14 protein-coding genes are annotated in these 15,804 nt (G+C 45.8%); 10 read left to right on the forward strand and 4 right to left on the reverse strand.

The window, feature by feature from the left end; translation table 11 throughout:
• Positions 1-489: 489 nt before the first annotated feature.
• Positions 490-1,803, reverse strand: coding sequence for an ATP-binding protein (locus tag OOK74_RS00390; protein ID WP_278182863.1), 1,314 nt, complete (start codon positions 1,801-1,803; stop codon positions 490-492).
• A 392-nt stretch (positions 1,804-2,195) separates the two neighbouring features.
• Here OOK74_RS00390 and OOK74_RS00395 point away from each other — a divergent pair, with 392 nt between their 5' ends.
• The 8 genes from OOK74_RS00395 (at position 2,196) to OOK74_RS00430 (ending at position 11,096) form a co-directional block, all read left to right on the forward strand.
• Positions 2,196-2,438 carry a helix-turn-helix transcriptional regulator gene (locus OOK74_RS00395; RefSeq protein ID WP_045610741.1) on the forward strand — a complete coding sequence of 81 codons (243 nt, stop codon included), beginning with the start codon at positions 2,196-2,198 and terminating at the stop codon, positions 2,436-2,438.
• Positions 2,425-4,167 (forward strand): DUF927 domain-containing protein, encoded by a 1,743-nt coding sequence (locus tag OOK74_RS00400; protein ID WP_278182864.1) that lies wholly within the window; start codon positions 2,425-2,427, stop codon positions 4,165-4,167. The genes OOK74_RS00395 and OOK74_RS00400 overlap by 14 nt, the downstream gene beginning before the upstream one ends.
• Before the next feature lie 232 nt (positions 4,168-4,399).
• Positions 4,400-4,699: a hypothetical protein gene (locus tag OOK74_RS00405; RefSeq protein WP_278182865.1), complete on the forward strand. Its 300-nt coding sequence runs from the start codon at positions 4,400-4,402 to the stop codon at positions 4,697-4,699.
• A gap of 32 nt (positions 4,700-4,731) precedes the next feature.
• On the forward strand, positions 4,732-5,064 hold the full coding sequence (locus OOK74_RS00410) for an HVO_A0114 family putative DNA-binding protein (RefSeq protein WP_278182866.1): 333 nt from the start codon (positions 4,732-4,734) through the stop codon (positions 5,062-5,064).
• Positions 5,054-6,079 (forward strand): DNA cytosine methyltransferase, encoded by a 1,026-nt coding sequence (locus OOK74_RS00415; protein WP_278182867.1) that lies wholly within the window; start codon positions 5,054-5,056, stop codon positions 6,077-6,079. The genes OOK74_RS00410 and OOK74_RS00415 overlap by 11 nt, the downstream gene beginning before the upstream one ends.
• Positions 6,080-6,097: 18 nt before the next feature.
• On the forward strand, positions 6,098-8,107 hold the full coding sequence (locus OOK74_RS00420; RefSeq protein WP_278182868.1) for an McrB family protein: 2,010 nt from the start codon (positions 6,098-6,100) through the stop codon (positions 8,105-8,107).
• A gap of 85 nt (positions 8,108-8,192) precedes the next feature.
• Positions 8,193-10,799 carry a restriction endonuclease-like protein gene (locus OOK74_RS00425; protein WP_278182869.1) on the forward strand — a complete coding sequence of 869 codons (2,607 nt, stop codon included), beginning with the start codon at positions 8,193-8,195 and terminating at the stop codon, positions 10,797-10,799.
• A gap of 84 nt (positions 10,800-10,883) precedes the next feature.
• Positions 10,884-11,096 carry a hypothetical protein gene (locus OOK74_RS00430; RefSeq protein WP_051498221.1) on the forward strand — a complete coding sequence of 71 codons (213 nt, stop codon included), beginning with the start codon at positions 10,884-10,886 and terminating at the stop codon, positions 11,094-11,096.
• 138 nt (positions 11,097-11,234) lie between these two features.
• On the opposite strand, the gene OOK74_RS00435 is transcribed toward OOK74_RS00430, so the two are convergent.
• Positions 11,235-11,921, reverse strand: a complete 687-nt coding sequence (locus OOK74_RS00435) for a hypothetical protein (RefSeq protein ID WP_045610747.1) — start codon at positions 11,919-11,921, stop codon at positions 11,235-11,237.
• Between the two features lie 555 nt (positions 11,922-12,476).
• Here OOK74_RS00435 and OOK74_RS00440 point away from each other — a divergent pair.
• Together OOK74_RS00440 and OOK74_RS00445 are read left to right on the forward strand one after the other, a co-directional pair.
• Positions 12,477-13,529: a helix-turn-helix domain-containing protein gene (locus OOK74_RS00440; RefSeq protein WP_273492824.1), complete on the forward strand. Its 1,053-nt coding sequence runs from the start codon at positions 12,477-12,479 to the stop codon at positions 13,527-13,529.
• A 9-nt stretch (positions 13,530-13,538) separates the two neighbouring features.
• On the forward strand, positions 13,539-14,009 hold the full coding sequence (locus OOK74_RS00445; protein WP_430741953.1) for a PIN domain-containing protein: 471 nt from the start codon (positions 13,539-13,541) through the stop codon (positions 14,007-14,009).
• Between the two features lie 132 nt (positions 14,010-14,141).
• On the opposite strand, the gene OOK74_RS00450 is transcribed toward OOK74_RS00445, so the two are convergent.
• Positions 14,142-14,480 (reverse strand): hypothetical protein, encoded by a 339-nt coding sequence (locus tag OOK74_RS00450; RefSeq protein WP_278182870.1) that lies wholly within the window; start codon positions 14,478-14,480, stop codon positions 14,142-14,144.
• A 1-nt stretch (position 14,481) separates the two neighbouring features.
• Positions 14,482-15,738, reverse strand: coding sequence for a tyrosine-type recombinase/integrase (locus tag OOK74_RS00455; protein WP_278182871.1), 1,257 nt, complete (start codon positions 15,736-15,738; stop codon positions 14,482-14,484).
• Between the last annotated feature and the right edge of the window lie 66 nt (positions 15,739-15,804).

A 15,804-nucleotide genomic window follows, 5' to 3' on the forward strand; every position in this document is an offset into this window, starting at 1 on the left:
GTTTTAAGTAACGCCAAAATACTATTCGATGTTTTGGATCTGCTCATTGAGTAGCGGCCTAGACCCTAACAAACTCAATGAGTTATCGAAAAGAAACCGTTCAAAAATGCCTGTTTGCCCACCAAACTGCCCACCACTTGCCTATGGCTTTTACTAAATCTTAGTGGTTAGCAATGGAAAAACAGTGCCGTTTTTATGCTGCTGTTAGAGCTAAAACATAGCAGTTTTGAAGGGCTTTATCGAGCATGATTTCCGTCAACATAGCTTTGCCATTTTTTCACTGGTTCTACGCGATAGTAATGAGTCAGCAGAAAGCTCACTTAGCCCGAAATGGACATTATGGTGTCCATTTTAATAGAAATAAGCTCAATATGGATACTATGGTATCCAAGAGAGGTAAGACTGAGTCTCGAATGGTAAGCATCAGGTCTACAAATTGTTATCCCTAAGGTAACTTTGTGTAGACCTTCGGGGCTAGGCAACGCGCTTTTACCACCTCTTTGGTAAATACTGCGTGAAATACAAAGGCATCACGATATTGGTTTGTTCTAACGCTGAAGAGCCTTGTGTACCCGTTAACTTAAAGGTTTTATTTGGAGTACATTTTTCAACGTAGGATGCCAACGATTTTGCTCTTGTACGTTTACCACTTTTGACTTCCACAGGGATGATATCGCCTTCATCGGTTGCCAAAATAAATTCGATTTCGGCGCGGGCGTCATTCCATGAATAGCTTGGGTTAACGCCAATAGCTGTGAGCTCTTGTTGCACAAAGTTTTCAGCCACATAGCCTTTGTATTCATAGTTTTGTTGCTTAATCTCTTTATAACTGCTGCCCAGCATATGATTGAGCAGGCCCACATCAAACAGAAATAGTTTAACCATATTTTCTTTTTTATAGGCTGCCAACGGAGATTTCGGTAATCCTTCAATAGGGTAGTTTGGCAAAGCTAAGCGGCAGCAGTTAAGCCAATGGATCGCGGTTTCAAAATCGCTATAACGAGATTTACGCTCATGCACATGCTTAAATTTAAAGCGTTTAACCGACTCATCGCTGACAAGTGATAGCTGGGCTGGAATGCTATTAAACACCGATTCAATCAGTGTGGCATCGACCTTGCCCGCGTACTTACCAAAATCGCGGCGATAACCTTCAACTAAATCGGCATGAATTTTTGTGACTTTTTCAACACGCTCTAGAATGCTTGAATCCTTAAACTGATACCAAGCAGAAACGGCTTCCGGCATACCACCGGTAAAAAAATAGTCGGTTAGTTTATCCATCAATTTAGTGTGCACCGCCGGTGTGCTTGCTTGACTATCAAATGCTTTGATCAGTGCTTGCTCGTTGGATGCGTAAATAAATTCTTGGAAGGTCAGTGGTCGTAAATTGTATTGTTCTACCTTGCCCACAGGGAAGGTGTTGAGCAAACCAATATTTGAACCGCTGGCTGCGACAAAATAGGACGGTGCTTTTTCGGCAAAATACTTCAGCGAAGTTACGGCTCGTTCACATTCGCCAATTTCATCTAATATCAGCAAGTCGGTGTCTGGATTGAACGCTTGGTTGGTTAACAACTCAATGTTCATTACTAGCTCGTCAGGTGACAACGAGCCATCGAACGCTTCTTTGTAAGCTGGGTTTTCAAGGAAGTCGATACGAAGGATGTTGGCAAAGGTATTCCCAAACAACTCTTGCAGTAGATAGGTTTTACCTGTTTGTCTTGCGCCATCGATCAATAATGGCTTGCGCACAGGTTGACTTTTCCATGCTATTAGGGCGTTGAGTAAGTTGCGCTGCATTGTCATTTCCCGCCAATTAAGACTGTTAACTACCTGTAGTATAACTCAGTCTACACTTTTACGCGCAGAAAAGTGTGATATTTTACATTTTTATGCGCGTAAAAGTGTTGTGGCGTTCTAATTGAGCAAGACTCTCCCTTTTTGAAAAAGCTTTTGGCACTCATCCCTTGGGCTTTTGGGGCAGTCTGGGCAAAGCCTTAGTTCACGCCACTTAGGCACACACTAACCCTGCCCACAGGGTATTTATGACTTGGGGCATTATGTAAATACTGGGCAGGTAGCTAACTGCACCCTCAGAAAGCTGCACGATCTGGGCATTTATCTGCCTACTGCGTCCGTTTAGTACTGGCAAACTCCTAACTGAACTTAACAGATCAGTGAGGAAGCAAACGATGAACCCAACCACACAATCACCCACAAACACATTACACCCAGCGCGTCAGCAGCGGATTTTGCGCTTGCCCGAGGTAAAGGCAAAAACAGGCTTTGGCCGCAGTACCATTTATGCCCTGATGGCCAATGGTGAATTTCCCCGTTCCATTCGTATTGGCGCGCGTGCCGTGGGCTGGTTAGAAAGCGATATCGACCAGTGGATTGAAACCCGCCGTATCGGTGCTGCTTATGGCCGTGGATAAACCATCAGCATTAAACCAATTATCTGCCAGTGATATGCCTAGCAACGAGCCAACATTACCGGCTGGTTTTGCCTATAACGCGCAAAACTGGCTGGTGATGCAACCGGCTGGGCAAGATAGCCCAGTTAAAATCTGTTCTTGGTTGCAAGTGGCCGCCCGCACCCGCGATCCGCAAGGGGACAACTACGGCTATTTATTGCACTGGTTAGACGATGACAATCGCCATCGCTATTGGGCCATGCCAGCAGAACTATTGGCCGGAGACGGCAGCGAGTACCGCCGAATCCTACTCAGCCGAGGCATGCGGCTAAGCAACAGTGTCAAAGCGCGGCAGTTGCTCTCCCTGTTTATTCAACAAATGGGCGAACTGGCCACGCAAAAGGCCATCAGCGTGAACTGCATTGGCTGGCATCACCACGCTTATGTGCATCCGCGCCTCACCTTTTACCCAAGCGAACACAGCAACAACCCGCGCATGGTGTTGCAAACCATGCACCCGATAGAAGGCTTTATTCAACAAGGTAGTAGCGACAGTTGGCGGCAACACGTTGGCTGTTATTGTCTGGATAACCCGCTATTAATCGTTGGTGTCTGCACTGCGCTGGCTGCACCTTTGTTGCACTTGTGTGGGGTGGATGGTTTTGGTTTACACCTCTATGGTGCCAGCAGTACTGGTAAAACCGCAGCGCTGTATCCAGCATTATCGGTGTGGGGCGAGCCTAATCAGCTGCGCCACAGTTGGCGTGCCACGGCCAACGGTTTAGAAGGTACAGCATTAGCGCATAACGATGCCTTGTTGGCGCTCGATGAAATGGGCGAAGTTGACCCAAAAGAGGCGGGCGATGTCGCTTATATGCTTGCCAATGGTCAGGGTAAAACACGAGCAGGCAAATACGGTGAAATGCGCTTACCCGCCCGTTGGCGTTTGGTGTTTTTATCTACTGGCGAAGTGACGCTCGAAAGCCATCTTGCCAGTATCGGCAAGCGCGTAAAAGCCGGCCAGCAAGTGCGAGTGATTGATCTCAGTGCTGATGCTGGAGCGCAAATGGGCGTGTTTAACCATAGCCATGGTATGAACGCCGCCGATTTAGCCGATCATCTTAAACAGCAAAGTCGCCAACACTACGGCTGCTTGGCTTTGGACTGGTTACGGTATTTAACGCAGCACAGCGCGCAGGTGCGACCCGTTTTCCAAAACGTACGCCAACGTTTTTTAGCTAGCTTACCAATCGAGGCTGACGGCCAAGTGCGCCGGGTCGCCGAAAAGTTTGCCTTACTGGCTAGTGCTGGGTTGTTAGCCATTCAAGCCAAAGTACTCGATTGGTCAGCCCAAAGTGTCGAAGCCGCCTGCTTAAATCAGCTTAACCAATGGATACTCGCCCGCGGTGGTGTGGCCGCCAATGAAGACCAACAAGCCATTCGCCAAGTGCGCAGCTTTATTGAGCAACATGGCGAAAGCCGCTTTACGCCCAAACAAACCGGTTACAGCAGCCAAGTACGCCAACGCGCAGGTTGGCTTGATACTACTGGCCCACAAACCCTTTACCTGTTTTACCCAACCGGCTGGCGTGAAGCCACCGAAGGTCTAAGCCCAGATCGCGCCGCCAAAGCACTGATGGCCGCAGGCTACCTAGTCCCCGATGGTAATCGGCCACAGCGCAAAGTCAGCCTCCCCGACAACACCCGCCCACGAATGTACTGCGTGAAAGGCAGCATATTGGATGACTAAAAAGGTGATGAGCCCTGTGAGGGCTTGTCGCCTTTTAGTGTACCGCCAGTCAACCTACGGGCTGGGCGAGGATTAAAGGCTAAGGCAGACAATACCGCCAGTGTACTGGTTGTGTACTTGCTGTGATTGGTGATCGCCATTGCACTGAATGATGGAAAATAATCTTGTGATCTAATCAGTAGATGATAAGATGTCGGGCATGTATAAATGCACAGTTATCAAGGGCCGTGTAATGGAAGAGCTTAAATTTGGGTTTAATTCTCACGATATACCAGTAACGCTGGTTAACAATACATCGCCAAACGATGCTTGCGCATCGTTCTACTTTCGTCAAGATGGTGAGTATTATCTGCTTTGGGTTGAGCACCAAAATGTTGAGTATCGAGAGAGTGATGACTTACCAAGATATGCCATAAGCTGCGCCATCAACGAAGGGGATGATGAAAATCCCGAAATTTATAGCGACACATCCAAAAACGATATTTTTAGATCCGATGACGTTAAAGACTTGATCGCTTATTTCTATTCTTAGGTTTCATCTTCAATTTTTGTTAGTAGAGAAATATGAAAAACCTCAAACAATCGCGCTGCGTGATTGGCATTAAAGGGCAAATGCCCGACCCCGATTTCCCCGTTGATATCTGGTTCGATTCGCTGAAATCGGTGGCCAATGTGCTGTCGAAAGAAAATCAGCAGTTGTTAAAAGTAATCGCCGAACAACAGCCGAAATCGGTCACTGAGCTGGCCACGCTGACTGGCCGCGCTGTCAGTAATGTGTCGAGAACACTGAAAACATTGGGCAAGTACAACTTAGTTGAAATGCAAAGTACAAAAACCATGCTTCGCCCTATAGTCATCCATCAAGAATTTTTAGTAGTAGTTAATAATGATAAATAACAGTGCACAAATAAAACCTAGAACAATCTCCTTATTCTCAGGTTGTGGAGGCTTAGATCTTGGCTTTCATCAAGCGGGGTTTGATATTGTTTTTTCAAATGATATTGAGAAAACCGTTGAGGCAACCTATCGGCATAATTTAGGAGAGATATTAATAAAAGACATTACGGAAGTCGATATAGATTCTGAGATTCCTAATGATATCGATGTAATACTTGCAGGTATACCTTGCCAGCCGTTTTCCAGTGCAGGAAATCGAAAAAGCATGGATGATCATCGTGGTGGTCTTTTTGAAAGTGTTATGAATATTGTCGATAAAAAAAATCCGAAGGTTGTGCTTTTTGAAAACGTTAGAGGCTTTATTTCATCAAAAGATGATAAAGGCATGCCAATGCCACAACGTATTGAAAATGAGCTATTTGAACATGGCTATCGCACATACTGGAAATTGCTCAAAGCATCTGATTTTGAAGTCCCTCAAAATCGTCACAGGGTGATAATAATAGGAATTAGAGATGATGTTAAAGGTGATTTTGTTTTCCCTTCTCCTATAATCTCACCAGATTTAACAGTCAGTACAGTTATCAACAATAGTATATTGGATGATGAAAAGTTTGAGGTTTGGCCCTTGTCACCACAGGCAAAGCTTCTCTCATCATACATCCCTGCTGGAGGTTCATGGAAAAATATTCCAGATGATGTTTTACCAGAACGATTGAAACGTATTCGGAAGGAAATAAAAAGGTATCGATCTCCTAATTTTTATCGAAAGTTCAATCTAGATGAAATAATGGGGACTATTACAGCAGCTGCTACACCTGAAAACTCTGGAATATTACACCCGCTTGAAAACAGGAGATATTCTGTTAGAGAGATCGCTAGGTTTCAATCATTTCCTGATGACTTTAAATTCATTGGTGATAGTATTCCAAGCAAATACAAGATGATAGGGAATGCTGTTCCACCGAAGCTAGCTTATCACATAGCTAAGAGTGTTTTAGAGCAAGTATTTTAATTGCGAAAGGATCTTTTTATGGACTTATATTTATCACGAGACTTGCTTCTTTTGGCTGTTAATGGTTTTAAGTTGTTGGCAAATGGCGAAGAAGTTAAACAAGGAGTTACCCAAGATGTTAGTGCTATTAGACATTGTTTAGCATTATCTCGCCTGCTGAATAAAGAAGCGATAACTTCAGTAAAACTTAAGCATAAAACAGATCCTTACTTAGATGACTTTATTACCTATGTTGGTGATATTGTTAAGTTAGATCAGGATGGCAACTACACAACTAACTTTATTAATGACATAAAGCAGAAATCTGACTTTGGCGTTGGTAGTAATTTAATAAGTGCTGGCGTGGCAACTCATTCAACTCAAAGTGTTCAAAATTACCCTAAAAAAGCCAATAAGGGTTTAATAGTAATTGACGATTATGAGTTCTCATTGGTCAATGATTACTTGAATAAATTAAAAGAAAAGTATGACTTTTCTCGAGTCGGGTTTTCATTTTTAATTTGGTTGAATAGATTTAATAAATTTAGTGAGAATGACCGTGAGCCAAGAATCCTTTTTGATAAGCTTATTGAGTATGTGAAGCAAGAATACCCTTCTGATTTGGCTGATTTAATAGCCTACTCAGATAGCAATGATTTTGTGGAATATTCAAAAGACTTGAGTTCTTTGTTATCAGAAAGTGAAGTTGAGTTAACATCGCTCTTTGAAGTAAAAAAACAAGATTATGAAACTATACCGAGAAGCTCTAGTTCAAGCACTGTTGCTGTTCTGTCCAAGCCTTTCCTCCTTCTCGCTGGCATCTCAGGTACAGGCAAAACCCGCTTTGTGCGTGAGCAAGCAAAAACATCAAAGCAGTTTGCTGAAACCTATTGTTTAACCTCAGTGCGCCCTGACTGGCATGAGCCGAGTGATTTACTTGGGTACATTTCTCGTCTAGCAAAAGACGGCGAAGCCGAATATATCACTACCGATGTATTGCAATTTATCGCCAAAGCGTGGCGTGCCATTGCTGATAGCGGCTTAGCCATCGAAGTTCAAGAAAGCGAAGACCAAGGCGAGCGTTTAGTTGTCGCAGGTGAACGTGATGAGTTAGATAAGGTGCTGCCTTACTGGCTGTGCTTGGATGAAATGAACCTTGCGCCTGTTGAGCAGTATTTTGCTGATTATTTATCGGTACTGGAAACCCGCGAATGGCGTTGGACAGGTGAAAGCTTTATCTACAGCTGTGATGCCCTATTAAAACCCGCCACCATTAAAGAAATTGCAGATAAAGAAAAGCTGCGTGAAGCGCTAGGCTTTGAGGGTTCGCAATACGATGAGCTGTGGGCAGACATTTGCCAATATGGTTTAAGTATTCCGTTTAACCTGCTGGTCGCAGGCACGGTGAATATGGATGAAACCACTCACGGCTTTTCACGCAAAGTGATTGACCGAGCACTGAGCTTTGATTTTGGTGCGTTTTTCCCGAACGACTATAACGACTTTTTCACCCCAACCAGTTGCAATAAACGCCTTAGCTATCCTATTTGGTCAAACGCCTGCACAGCGGATTTAGCTGATACGTTTGATGTTGATGGCACAAAAACGGTTGCGTTTTTATCGGCCGTTAATGCAGTGCTAAAAAATACACCGTTTGAATTGGCGTTCCGTGCGCTCAATGAGCTGCTACTTGCGGTTGCCAGCAGCCAACCACAAGATGACCTGACCCTAAAAGCCGTATGGGACGACTTTATGATGTGTAAGGTTCTGCCGCGTATCGAAGGCGATACCGACAAACTCACCACATCCGATGGTAAGGATTTGTTGGTTAAACTGAGCACTGTGTTGGCAGACCAGTTAGCCCCCATTTGGCTGGCGTCTGACACAGACGAAACCAATCAACGCCCTGACTTGTATCGTGAGAAAATCGTGGACGATGGTGCTACTGATGAGGAAAAAGTACTGCGTATACCTTGCCGTTCAAAAGCGAAGTTGAAGTGGATGAGCGAGCGATTAGCCAGTGCCACCTTTACCAGTTTCTGGCCTTAATGAGTCGGTGCTGTTTGATGCCTTCTGCAATGAATGCAACCTATAAGCAGAACCCGTACAGTGATGGTGTAAGGAGTGGTAGGGAATGCCAGAGTTAATACGATTACAAACCCCTGACTTTGAGTTTTCAGTCTGGGCGAATGATATTAGCCAACGGTTGAGCGTGTACCAGAATACAATGGCGCATAGGGCGAGCGCTAATGATGTACAACCTAGCTACGAATTGCGCTTTGCGCCAGCGGCGCAGCTGAGCAATGCTATTGAACCGCAAGGGCTAGTTGCAGATGATCTGGTACAAAGTGGGTTAGATGAAAGTGACTTAGCCGAAAACGACCTTGTTGCCAATGGCTTAGCGAAACACGCTGAGCTTACATTAAATTCCCCACTGTTTTTTGAGAATACTCAGTACCAGTTTGAGTGGGTCTTTTTTAGTGAAGTCACTCATGCGCGGCTAACCCATCGCAGCCAAAACGTGAATGAGGCATTTCGTTTTGCTCCCGAAGTAAAAACCGCAAGGGGCGTGGTGCCCGCACGTTTAACCGGCACCATTAATACTGGCAATGATGTGGGCTGGTTACGCTTGCCACTTACCTTTGAGCACAATGGCAAAACACAGACTCAGCACATAGCCTTTGAAGTGATGCCAACCAAAATGGCACTTCACCAAGACTTGCCCGCCATGTACCAAGCTATAGACAAAGTTTACCCTCTTTGGCGCTTTAGTTTGGTCGAAAAAACCGAGCAAGATGCAGCGACCAGCCAGCAACGTGGGCATTTTCCACTGATGTGGTTGGCTAATTTTGCCGCGTTACGGGAGCGTTTTGAGCAAGGCTTAAAAGTGATTTGTGCAGCCCCTCATAGCCGTTTGCAACCGACGGTAGCCAATATTAAAGCGGCCAAATTAAAAGGCCGTTTGCCACATAAGTTAGCGGAGCAAGTCAAGCAAGACTTTGCCAATGGCCAGTACGATAAGCGCTACGCGGTCGAAAAAAAGCAACTGAGTGTCGATACCCCAGAAAACCGTTTTATCAAAATGGCGGTGAGTAAAAGTAAGCGGCAATTAGCGGAGTTTGAACAAAAGCTTAGGCAAAGTAACCAAGCACCAGAGCGGCAACGGTTGTCGGATTCATTTTTAAATGAGCTGCATAGTTGGCAACAACCGCTGCAAAAAGTATTAGGTCAAAGTTTTTTAAAAGAGGTTGGCGCATACACAGGGTTAAACCGTGAGTCGTTAGTGCTACAGCAAAAAACCGGTTACAGCGCGGTCTATCGCATTTGGCAGGAGCTGAAATTTTATTTAGATGTGTTTGGCAGTCAGTCGAGCATTTCAATGAAATCAGTGGCCGAGATTTACGAAGTGTGGTGTTTTTTGTGTTTGAAACAGATTTTAGAGCAAGACCTTGGCTTTGAATTGGTGGAAAACGGGGCGACTAAGCTCGCCCAGAATGACTTTTTTGAGTACCAACTAAAAGATGGTTTTGCTGGAGCCTTTCGTTTTAAACGCAGCGATGGTGTGACCGCTAGGCTGGCACACGAGCCGAAATTTACCAAAAAGGGTCAATCAATCCGCTCGTACTTAGTGAACCAAGAGCCAGATATTGTCTTGGAAGTGACACTGCCTAAAAGCGCTGATTTAACGAAAGCAGACTCATCAGAAGAAAAGCAGTTTATTTGGCTATTTGATGCCAAGTACCGTATTAAAACCGAGAAAAACCGCTTTGATGACAGCAATGAAGATATCGAAAGTACCGATTACGTACCAGACGATGCCATTAACCAAATGCACCGTTATCGGGATGCCTTGATTCGTCTATCAGAGCCGCGCTTGTCTGAGTCACCATCCAGTAAAATCGAAGGACAACCTGCTAAAAAAAGCCGCCCAGTTTTTGGTGCGTTTGCTTTATATCCAGGTTTTTTTAATCAAGCCACAACACCCAACCCCTACGCAGCCGCGATAGAAGAAGTGGGTATTGGCGCATTTGCCCTCTTACCTAGTCAAAATGAGCCTAGCCAAAACGAACTTAGTCAAACTGAATCAACCCAGACTAAGAGCCGTTATTCCGGTCACCAGTGGTTGTTAGAGTTTTTGCAAACGCAAATTGGCACAGCACCGAATACACAAACAGGGCAAGGCAATGAGGCCATGTATCCTGTGGCTGGCATGGCGGAAAGGCTTTACGTACAAGAAGCCGCACGCATACCGTATTACGGCATGCGCCAAGTACTGTACTCTGATTTGACGATGACAGTGGCATTGGGTGGGCAACGTGGCCGTGATAATGGCTACTTTGAACAATTTGAGCAAGGTACAGCGCAGTGGTATCACCTGCCGCAAAGCACGTTTTTGCAGAAATTTAAGCAGCATATTGCCGAGGAAATTCGCTATTTAGCGTTGGCGTCTACCTCAGACACTCAAAGTTCATCCAAGCAAATTGACAAACTGTGGCCGGTTAAACGAGTCACCGTGTTACCACGCTACGCCATTACCGAAGATCAAGCGGGTAAGAAGTCAGGTTCTGCTGATTTGTATTATTTATTTGAGCTTGGCAAACCGCTATCACTGCAAACGCCAGTGACCAATGTGCCACATCGCCCAATGAAAAACTCGATGAAACTCACAACCTTAACTCGCCTAGAGAGCGTCACTAAGTTTACCGAGGTTGAAAAAGTGTACGAAGCGGCAATGGTGTGAGCGAGTGTTATTAATTATGCAGAAGGTTAAGAGAATGACAGCCTCGTTTTCTAGCTGTTAGCCAATGCAGTGGGAGGATATGTGATGAATACTCGAACCTGTTCAATTTGTGAGATGGGTCAACTCATCCTGTATACTGAAAAGATTACGGTTGTGCATTTGGGGCAACAAGGCCAAATTGAAAGCCAGTATTCAATGTGTGATTATTGTAACAGTGAACAGGTAGGTGCAGATGAAGCTCGTTTTAACAAGCTCGCCATGAATGCCTTTAAAAAGCAGGTGTTTAAAACAGTCTGATACATACTGCCAATTAAAAAGCGACATCAAATGATATCGAGCTATTTGGCGCTTTTGATATTAAAATTGCACCAACAACACCCCTCTCGCTACCCGTTAGATCAGCGCCCTGTGAGGGGTTACTCTTTTTTCAGGCTTCTAATTTTTGGTACCGTAATGAGTTATGGCACCAAAATTCGCTTTCAACCACACATCACTCTCCGGCCCACAAAGGTGGTGCAGTAGAGCTAGGTTTATCTGGTGGCTGATCACGTTGCCGTTTCGTTTTTGGCTCTCCTTTCTAAAACCTCTCAGTAATAACCCCGTACATGATTTGCCCACTTGCTCTGGCGAGCAGGGCAGGCAAAAGCCGCGGTTTTGCTGTTTGGGGTGCAAGGTAGCGCGCTTTCCTGTTTTAGACAAAGGCGCAGCGCACCAAAAGATACAGGCGTTGGCCGGTGTGTTTGCTTTCAATGTGTTGGTTTTGCTCGTGTAATCCGCATATACCGGTAACAAATGTGCCGGTAACAAAACCAACCCGCCTTGCGCGTGGCCTTCAACCTCAGGTAAAGGTAGCCAATACAGGTTTGGCCATTGCTCGGGGCTCTGCCATTTTTCTACGATCACTTGCGCGCCAATGCTATTCAGCCATTGGTGAATGGGGCAGCCTGGATGCGCTTGTTTAACGCGCGGTAACTGATAGGTCAACCAGCGGGTTAAACGTTCGGCGGCATTATCGCACTGGCTTAATGCTGGGTAGAGGGTAAACGCGCCATGCCCAACCAGTAAAGCGACCACCTGCTGTATCCATTCTCTATCCCAATCGTTAGCACTTGCCCATAACACGTCACTTATCACCTTGTTGGTTCGTCATGCCGTCTATTTTCAGTGGTCGGGTGCAGACTCAGTGGTGAATTAGATGAAAGAAATGGCCATCAAACTAACCAGTCAAATCGGTTTTTTATGATGACCTGTGCGCGGCTAACTGTTTGATATACATAGTCCAATACAGCGCTGTTTGACGGCATTTAGCCCATGCAAAAAAATCGAGACGCCAAACGATCGTTTGCATTCTGGGTTTAAAAAATCAAACGGTTTGTACTTTGATGCCGAGGTTGGTTTAGGGTACAAAAAGTGCCAAACCTTGCTTTGAGCCAGTACTGGCAAGGCTTAGCAGCGTTGGATTTCAATCGAGAAGCCAAACAGTGAATGGGCTAATTTCCCTGTTTGGCGTTTCGATCCAAAAGCCAAACGGATAGTGGTTTTGGCGTATGGGGGTAAAGGCATGGGGAAGTGTGTGCGCGAACACGCGAATGATTGCCCTGTAAAACCAATCGACAAAAACGCCAACTTGGTTTATATTTTTAAAATAATTTTAGTTTTCATAAACCAGAGGTCTGTATGATTGGAGAGCGCATAAAACGAGCCCGTGCAGCCGCTGGCCTGTCGATGCAGGCCTTGGGTGAGCAAGTTGGTATTAGTGCCAACATGGTTAAAAAATACGAGCACGACCAGAGTATGCCTTCGTCGGGAGTTTTACTTAAATTGGCGACGGCTTTGTCGGTTCGTACTGAATACTTCTTTCGCCCAGCACAGGTGACTTTGGGTGAGGTGGAGTATCGTAAAAAAGCCTCAGCTTCAGCTAAGTTGCTAAAGAAGATTGAGTCTGATGTGGTTGACCAAGCAGAGCGCTGGTTAGCGCTTAAAAATGTATGGCCAAACTTCCCAATAGCGAGTTTTAACTACCACCCCGACGTTCCTGTTGTTAGTACTTTAGACGCAGTAGAGCAGGTTGCCACCAAAGTCCGTACTGATTGGCAGTTAGGTATGAATCCATTGCCAGACTTAATCGACTTGCTTGAGTCTAAAGGTATTTTGGTGATTGTCAGTAACGTACCCCAAGCCGATAAATTTGATGGGTTACAAGCCCAAATATCAGGGCAGCCAATTGTTGTTGTGTCTTCTCATTGGCCTGGTTGCCGCCAGCGGTTCACATTGGCGCATGAGCTTGGCCACCTTGTTTTACATGGCTTACTCGATGAATCCCTTGACGAAGAGATGGCCTGCAACCGCTTTGCTTCTGCGTTTTTACTGCCCGAAGTAGGCCTTTTTCAGCATCTAGGAGAGCGACGTTCGAACGTAGACCCCAAAGAGCTATATTTCCTGAAACACGAATATGGCTTAAGCATGGCAGCTTGTTTGTATCGCAGTGCCGACCTTGGTGTGATCACCGAAGAGAAAAAACGCCAAATATTTATACAGTTCTCAAAAAACGGTTGGCGAAAGCAAGAGCCTGGGAACCCTTTTCCACAAGAACAAACATTATTGTTTGAGCAGTTGGTTTATCGTGCATTGGCAGAGGGAATTGTTAGTGAATCGAAAGCCGCTGAGCTGTTACAGATGTCAGTGATGGCATTGCATAAGCAACGCCAAATGTTGGCTGAGGCTGTTTAAATGTATTTGTTGATCAGTGATGCCAATATCCTCATTGATCTCGAAGAAGGCCAATTATTAGGCGTCTTTTTCAATTTGCCTTACCAGTTCAAAGTTCCAGATGTGTTATTCCACGAGGAGTTAAGCGATCAACATGGCTATTTACTCGAGTTGGGGTTGTTGTTGGGGGAGTTAAGCCCTGAGTCTATGATGTACTCATTTGAACTGAGGCAAAAGTATGCTGGCCCTAGCATGAATGATTGCTTTGCACTTGCGTTGGCGAAACAAGAACAGTGTCCATTGCTAACTGGGGATATGGCGCTTAGGAAGGCGGCTGAAAAAGAAGCGATATTAGTTCAAGGTACGCTATGGGTTGTTGAGCAGCTCGTCACCCATGGTGTATTGTCAGTTGAAGAAGCTCAAGCTGCCTACGATAAAATGGCAAAAGCTGGTCGTCGCTTACCTTGGGCGCTTGCAAAGCAGCGTTTAACCCAATTATAAACTTTGCATAGCCCCAATTGCCCCATTCCTTGGGGCAGTTTAATATCCTCTTATTCACCCTCTAAAGCTCGGCATATCAAGTGTTGCCCCATTGTCCCAACTGCCCACGGTAAGTGAGCAAATGGGGGATTGTTAGTTTCGCCTGATGGGCCTTTTCGGCATGCGGCTGCGTTTGCCATCGAAGAAGGCCAATACTCTGAACCAATAGAGTGATTCTTCATACCCCAAGCTGTGCGTTGGACGTGCAGGCGGGATGAGTCCCAGTTTGCGTCCTAGGCTGACAATCACGTAGAACGTGAGTTTTAGCGTCAGCCAAGGAGCGAGTACCACCAATGTCATCAGGCAATACCGAGTAAGTGCGTAGCCTATACCATGAGGTTGTTCGAGTAAGGCAATGCCAATACACCAACCAAGCCCTGCCAGCATGGTGATTGGAAAGGTAATGGGGGCAAGTCGCATCATAAATTGCATGTTAGCGCCCTCCTGTGTGGTGTTGTGAAGCGGGCTCAAAGTTCACCAATGGTTCAACCACATCAGCCACGGTTTGATGGGCAATTCGGCGCTCTTCAAAGTAATCGTGGCGGTCGTAGATACCCTCAACGCCTTTTAGCTTATGGTTAAGACAGCGTTCGGCTACGTTGCCTGCAATGCCCAAAGAGGCGGCAAGGCTGCGAAAGGTGCGGCGCAAATCGTGTACGGCAAAGTGTTCAAGTTTGCCCATTTTATTGGGAGGCTGTTTTTTGCGCCCAGGCTCGCGACCAAAGAGCTTAGAAATGGCACGGTTTAGCGTATCTGGCCCCATATGTGGACGATGGCTTGCTCGTCTGGCTGGGAAAACATAAGGCGAGCCACAAGCGCGGATTTGCAACTCGTTAAACCAAGCAATGGCTTGGCGTGGTAAGGGAATGCTGATTGGCACGCCGGTTTTGCTGCGTTCTTTGGGCAGATCCCACACGCCTGTGGTTAAATCCATTTCACGCCACATGGCTTCGCACAGTTCGCTTTTGCGTACACCCAATACCAAAAACAGGCAGCAAGCGAGGTAGTTGTCGCGGCCAAAGCTATTGATATGGGTATGAAACACGCTAAAGGCGTAGTGAATCTCCTCTTTGCTAAGCATCCTGTCTTTACTGGACTCCACGCCCCCTGCATCGTCCACGGTAAATGCTGCGGCTGGGTTGTTCAGCGTTAAGTCGAGCTTTATCGCATGCCGAAACAGCTGCTTCATGTACATCAAGGTATCGTTGGCAATGGTAGGGCGGTTACTTTCTCGAATGCGCTCTAATACTTCGCGCACATGTGTGGGGCGCACAGCTTGGATAGGAAGTTGACCAATCACTGGTGCAATTTCTTTGGTAAAAACACGTTTGGGTATATTGGGGTGCTTTAACCGGCGACTTAAGTCTTTGGCATACCAGTCTTGAAACAGCTGGCTGACATTTTGGATCTCTGGGATGGTTTCAATAGCACGGATTGCTAATGGGTCTTCACCTTGCTGAAGTTGTAGCTGCATTTTAGACGATTCAAGTCGAGCCTCTGCTAAGGTCATGCTTGGATATTGACCGAGCGTGGCTTCTCGTCGTCCGTTTAGGCTGGTATACCTTAGCATCCAATACGGCATGCCAGATTTTCTTACGCAAAAATATAGGCCATTACCATCACTGTATTTTTTGTTTGCTGCTGCGGTGCGAGCATAAGATTGCACCTGAGTTGCGGTTAGTTTTGCCATCGTTTGTTACTCTATATTCCTAAGAAATCGTTAAAATTTGCTCACCATTGCCCACCACTGTTTGTT

This window comes from Vibrio misgurnus (genome assembly GCF_029635775.1).
Classification (GTDB): Bacteria; Pseudomonadota; Gammaproteobacteria; order Enterobacterales; family Vibrionaceae; genus Vibrio; species Vibrio chanodichtyis.

Coding starts and splice junctions, on each gene's coding strand:
- OOK74_RS00390 (WP_278182863.1), bottom strand. CDS start 1,803: ATGCAGCGCAACTTACTCAACGCCCTAATAGCATGGAAAAGTCAACCT.
- OOK74_RS00395 (WP_045610741.1), top strand. CDS start 2,196: ATGAACCCAACCACACAATCACCCACAAACACATTACACCCAGCGCGT.
- OOK74_RS00400 (WP_278182864.1), top strand. CDS start 2,425: ATGGCCGTGGATAAACCATCAGCATTAAACCAATTATCTGCCAGTGAT.
- OOK74_RS00405 (WP_278182865.1), top strand. CDS start 4,400: ATGGAAGAGCTTAAATTTGGGTTTAATTCTCACGATATACCAGTAACG.
- OOK74_RS00410 (WP_278182866.1), top strand. CDS start 4,732: ATGAAAAACCTCAAACAATCGCGCTGCGTGATTGGCATTAAAGGGCAA.
- OOK74_RS00415 (WP_278182867.1), top strand. CDS start 5,054: ATGATAAATAACAGTGCACAAATAAAACCTAGAACAATCTCCTTATTC.
- OOK74_RS00420 (WP_278182868.1), top strand. CDS start 6,098: ATGGACTTATATTTATCACGAGACTTGCTTCTTTTGGCTGTTAATGGT.
- OOK74_RS00425 (WP_278182869.1), top strand. CDS start 8,193: ATGCCAGAGTTAATACGATTACAAACCCCTGACTTTGAGTTTTCAGTC.
- OOK74_RS00430 (WP_051498221.1), top strand. CDS start 10,884: ATGAATACTCGAACCTGTTCAATTTGTGAGATGGGTCAACTCATCCTG.
- OOK74_RS00440 (WP_273492824.1), top strand. CDS start 12,477: ATGATTGGAGAGCGCATAAAACGAGCCCGTGCAGCCGCTGGCCTGTCG.
- OOK74_RS00450 (WP_278182870.1), bottom strand. CDS start 14,480: ATGCAATTTATGATGCGACTTGCCCCCATTACCTTTCCAATCACCATG.
- OOK74_RS00455 (WP_278182871.1), bottom strand. CDS start 15,738: ATGGCAAAACTAACCGCAACTCAGGTGCAATCTTATGCTCGCACCGCA.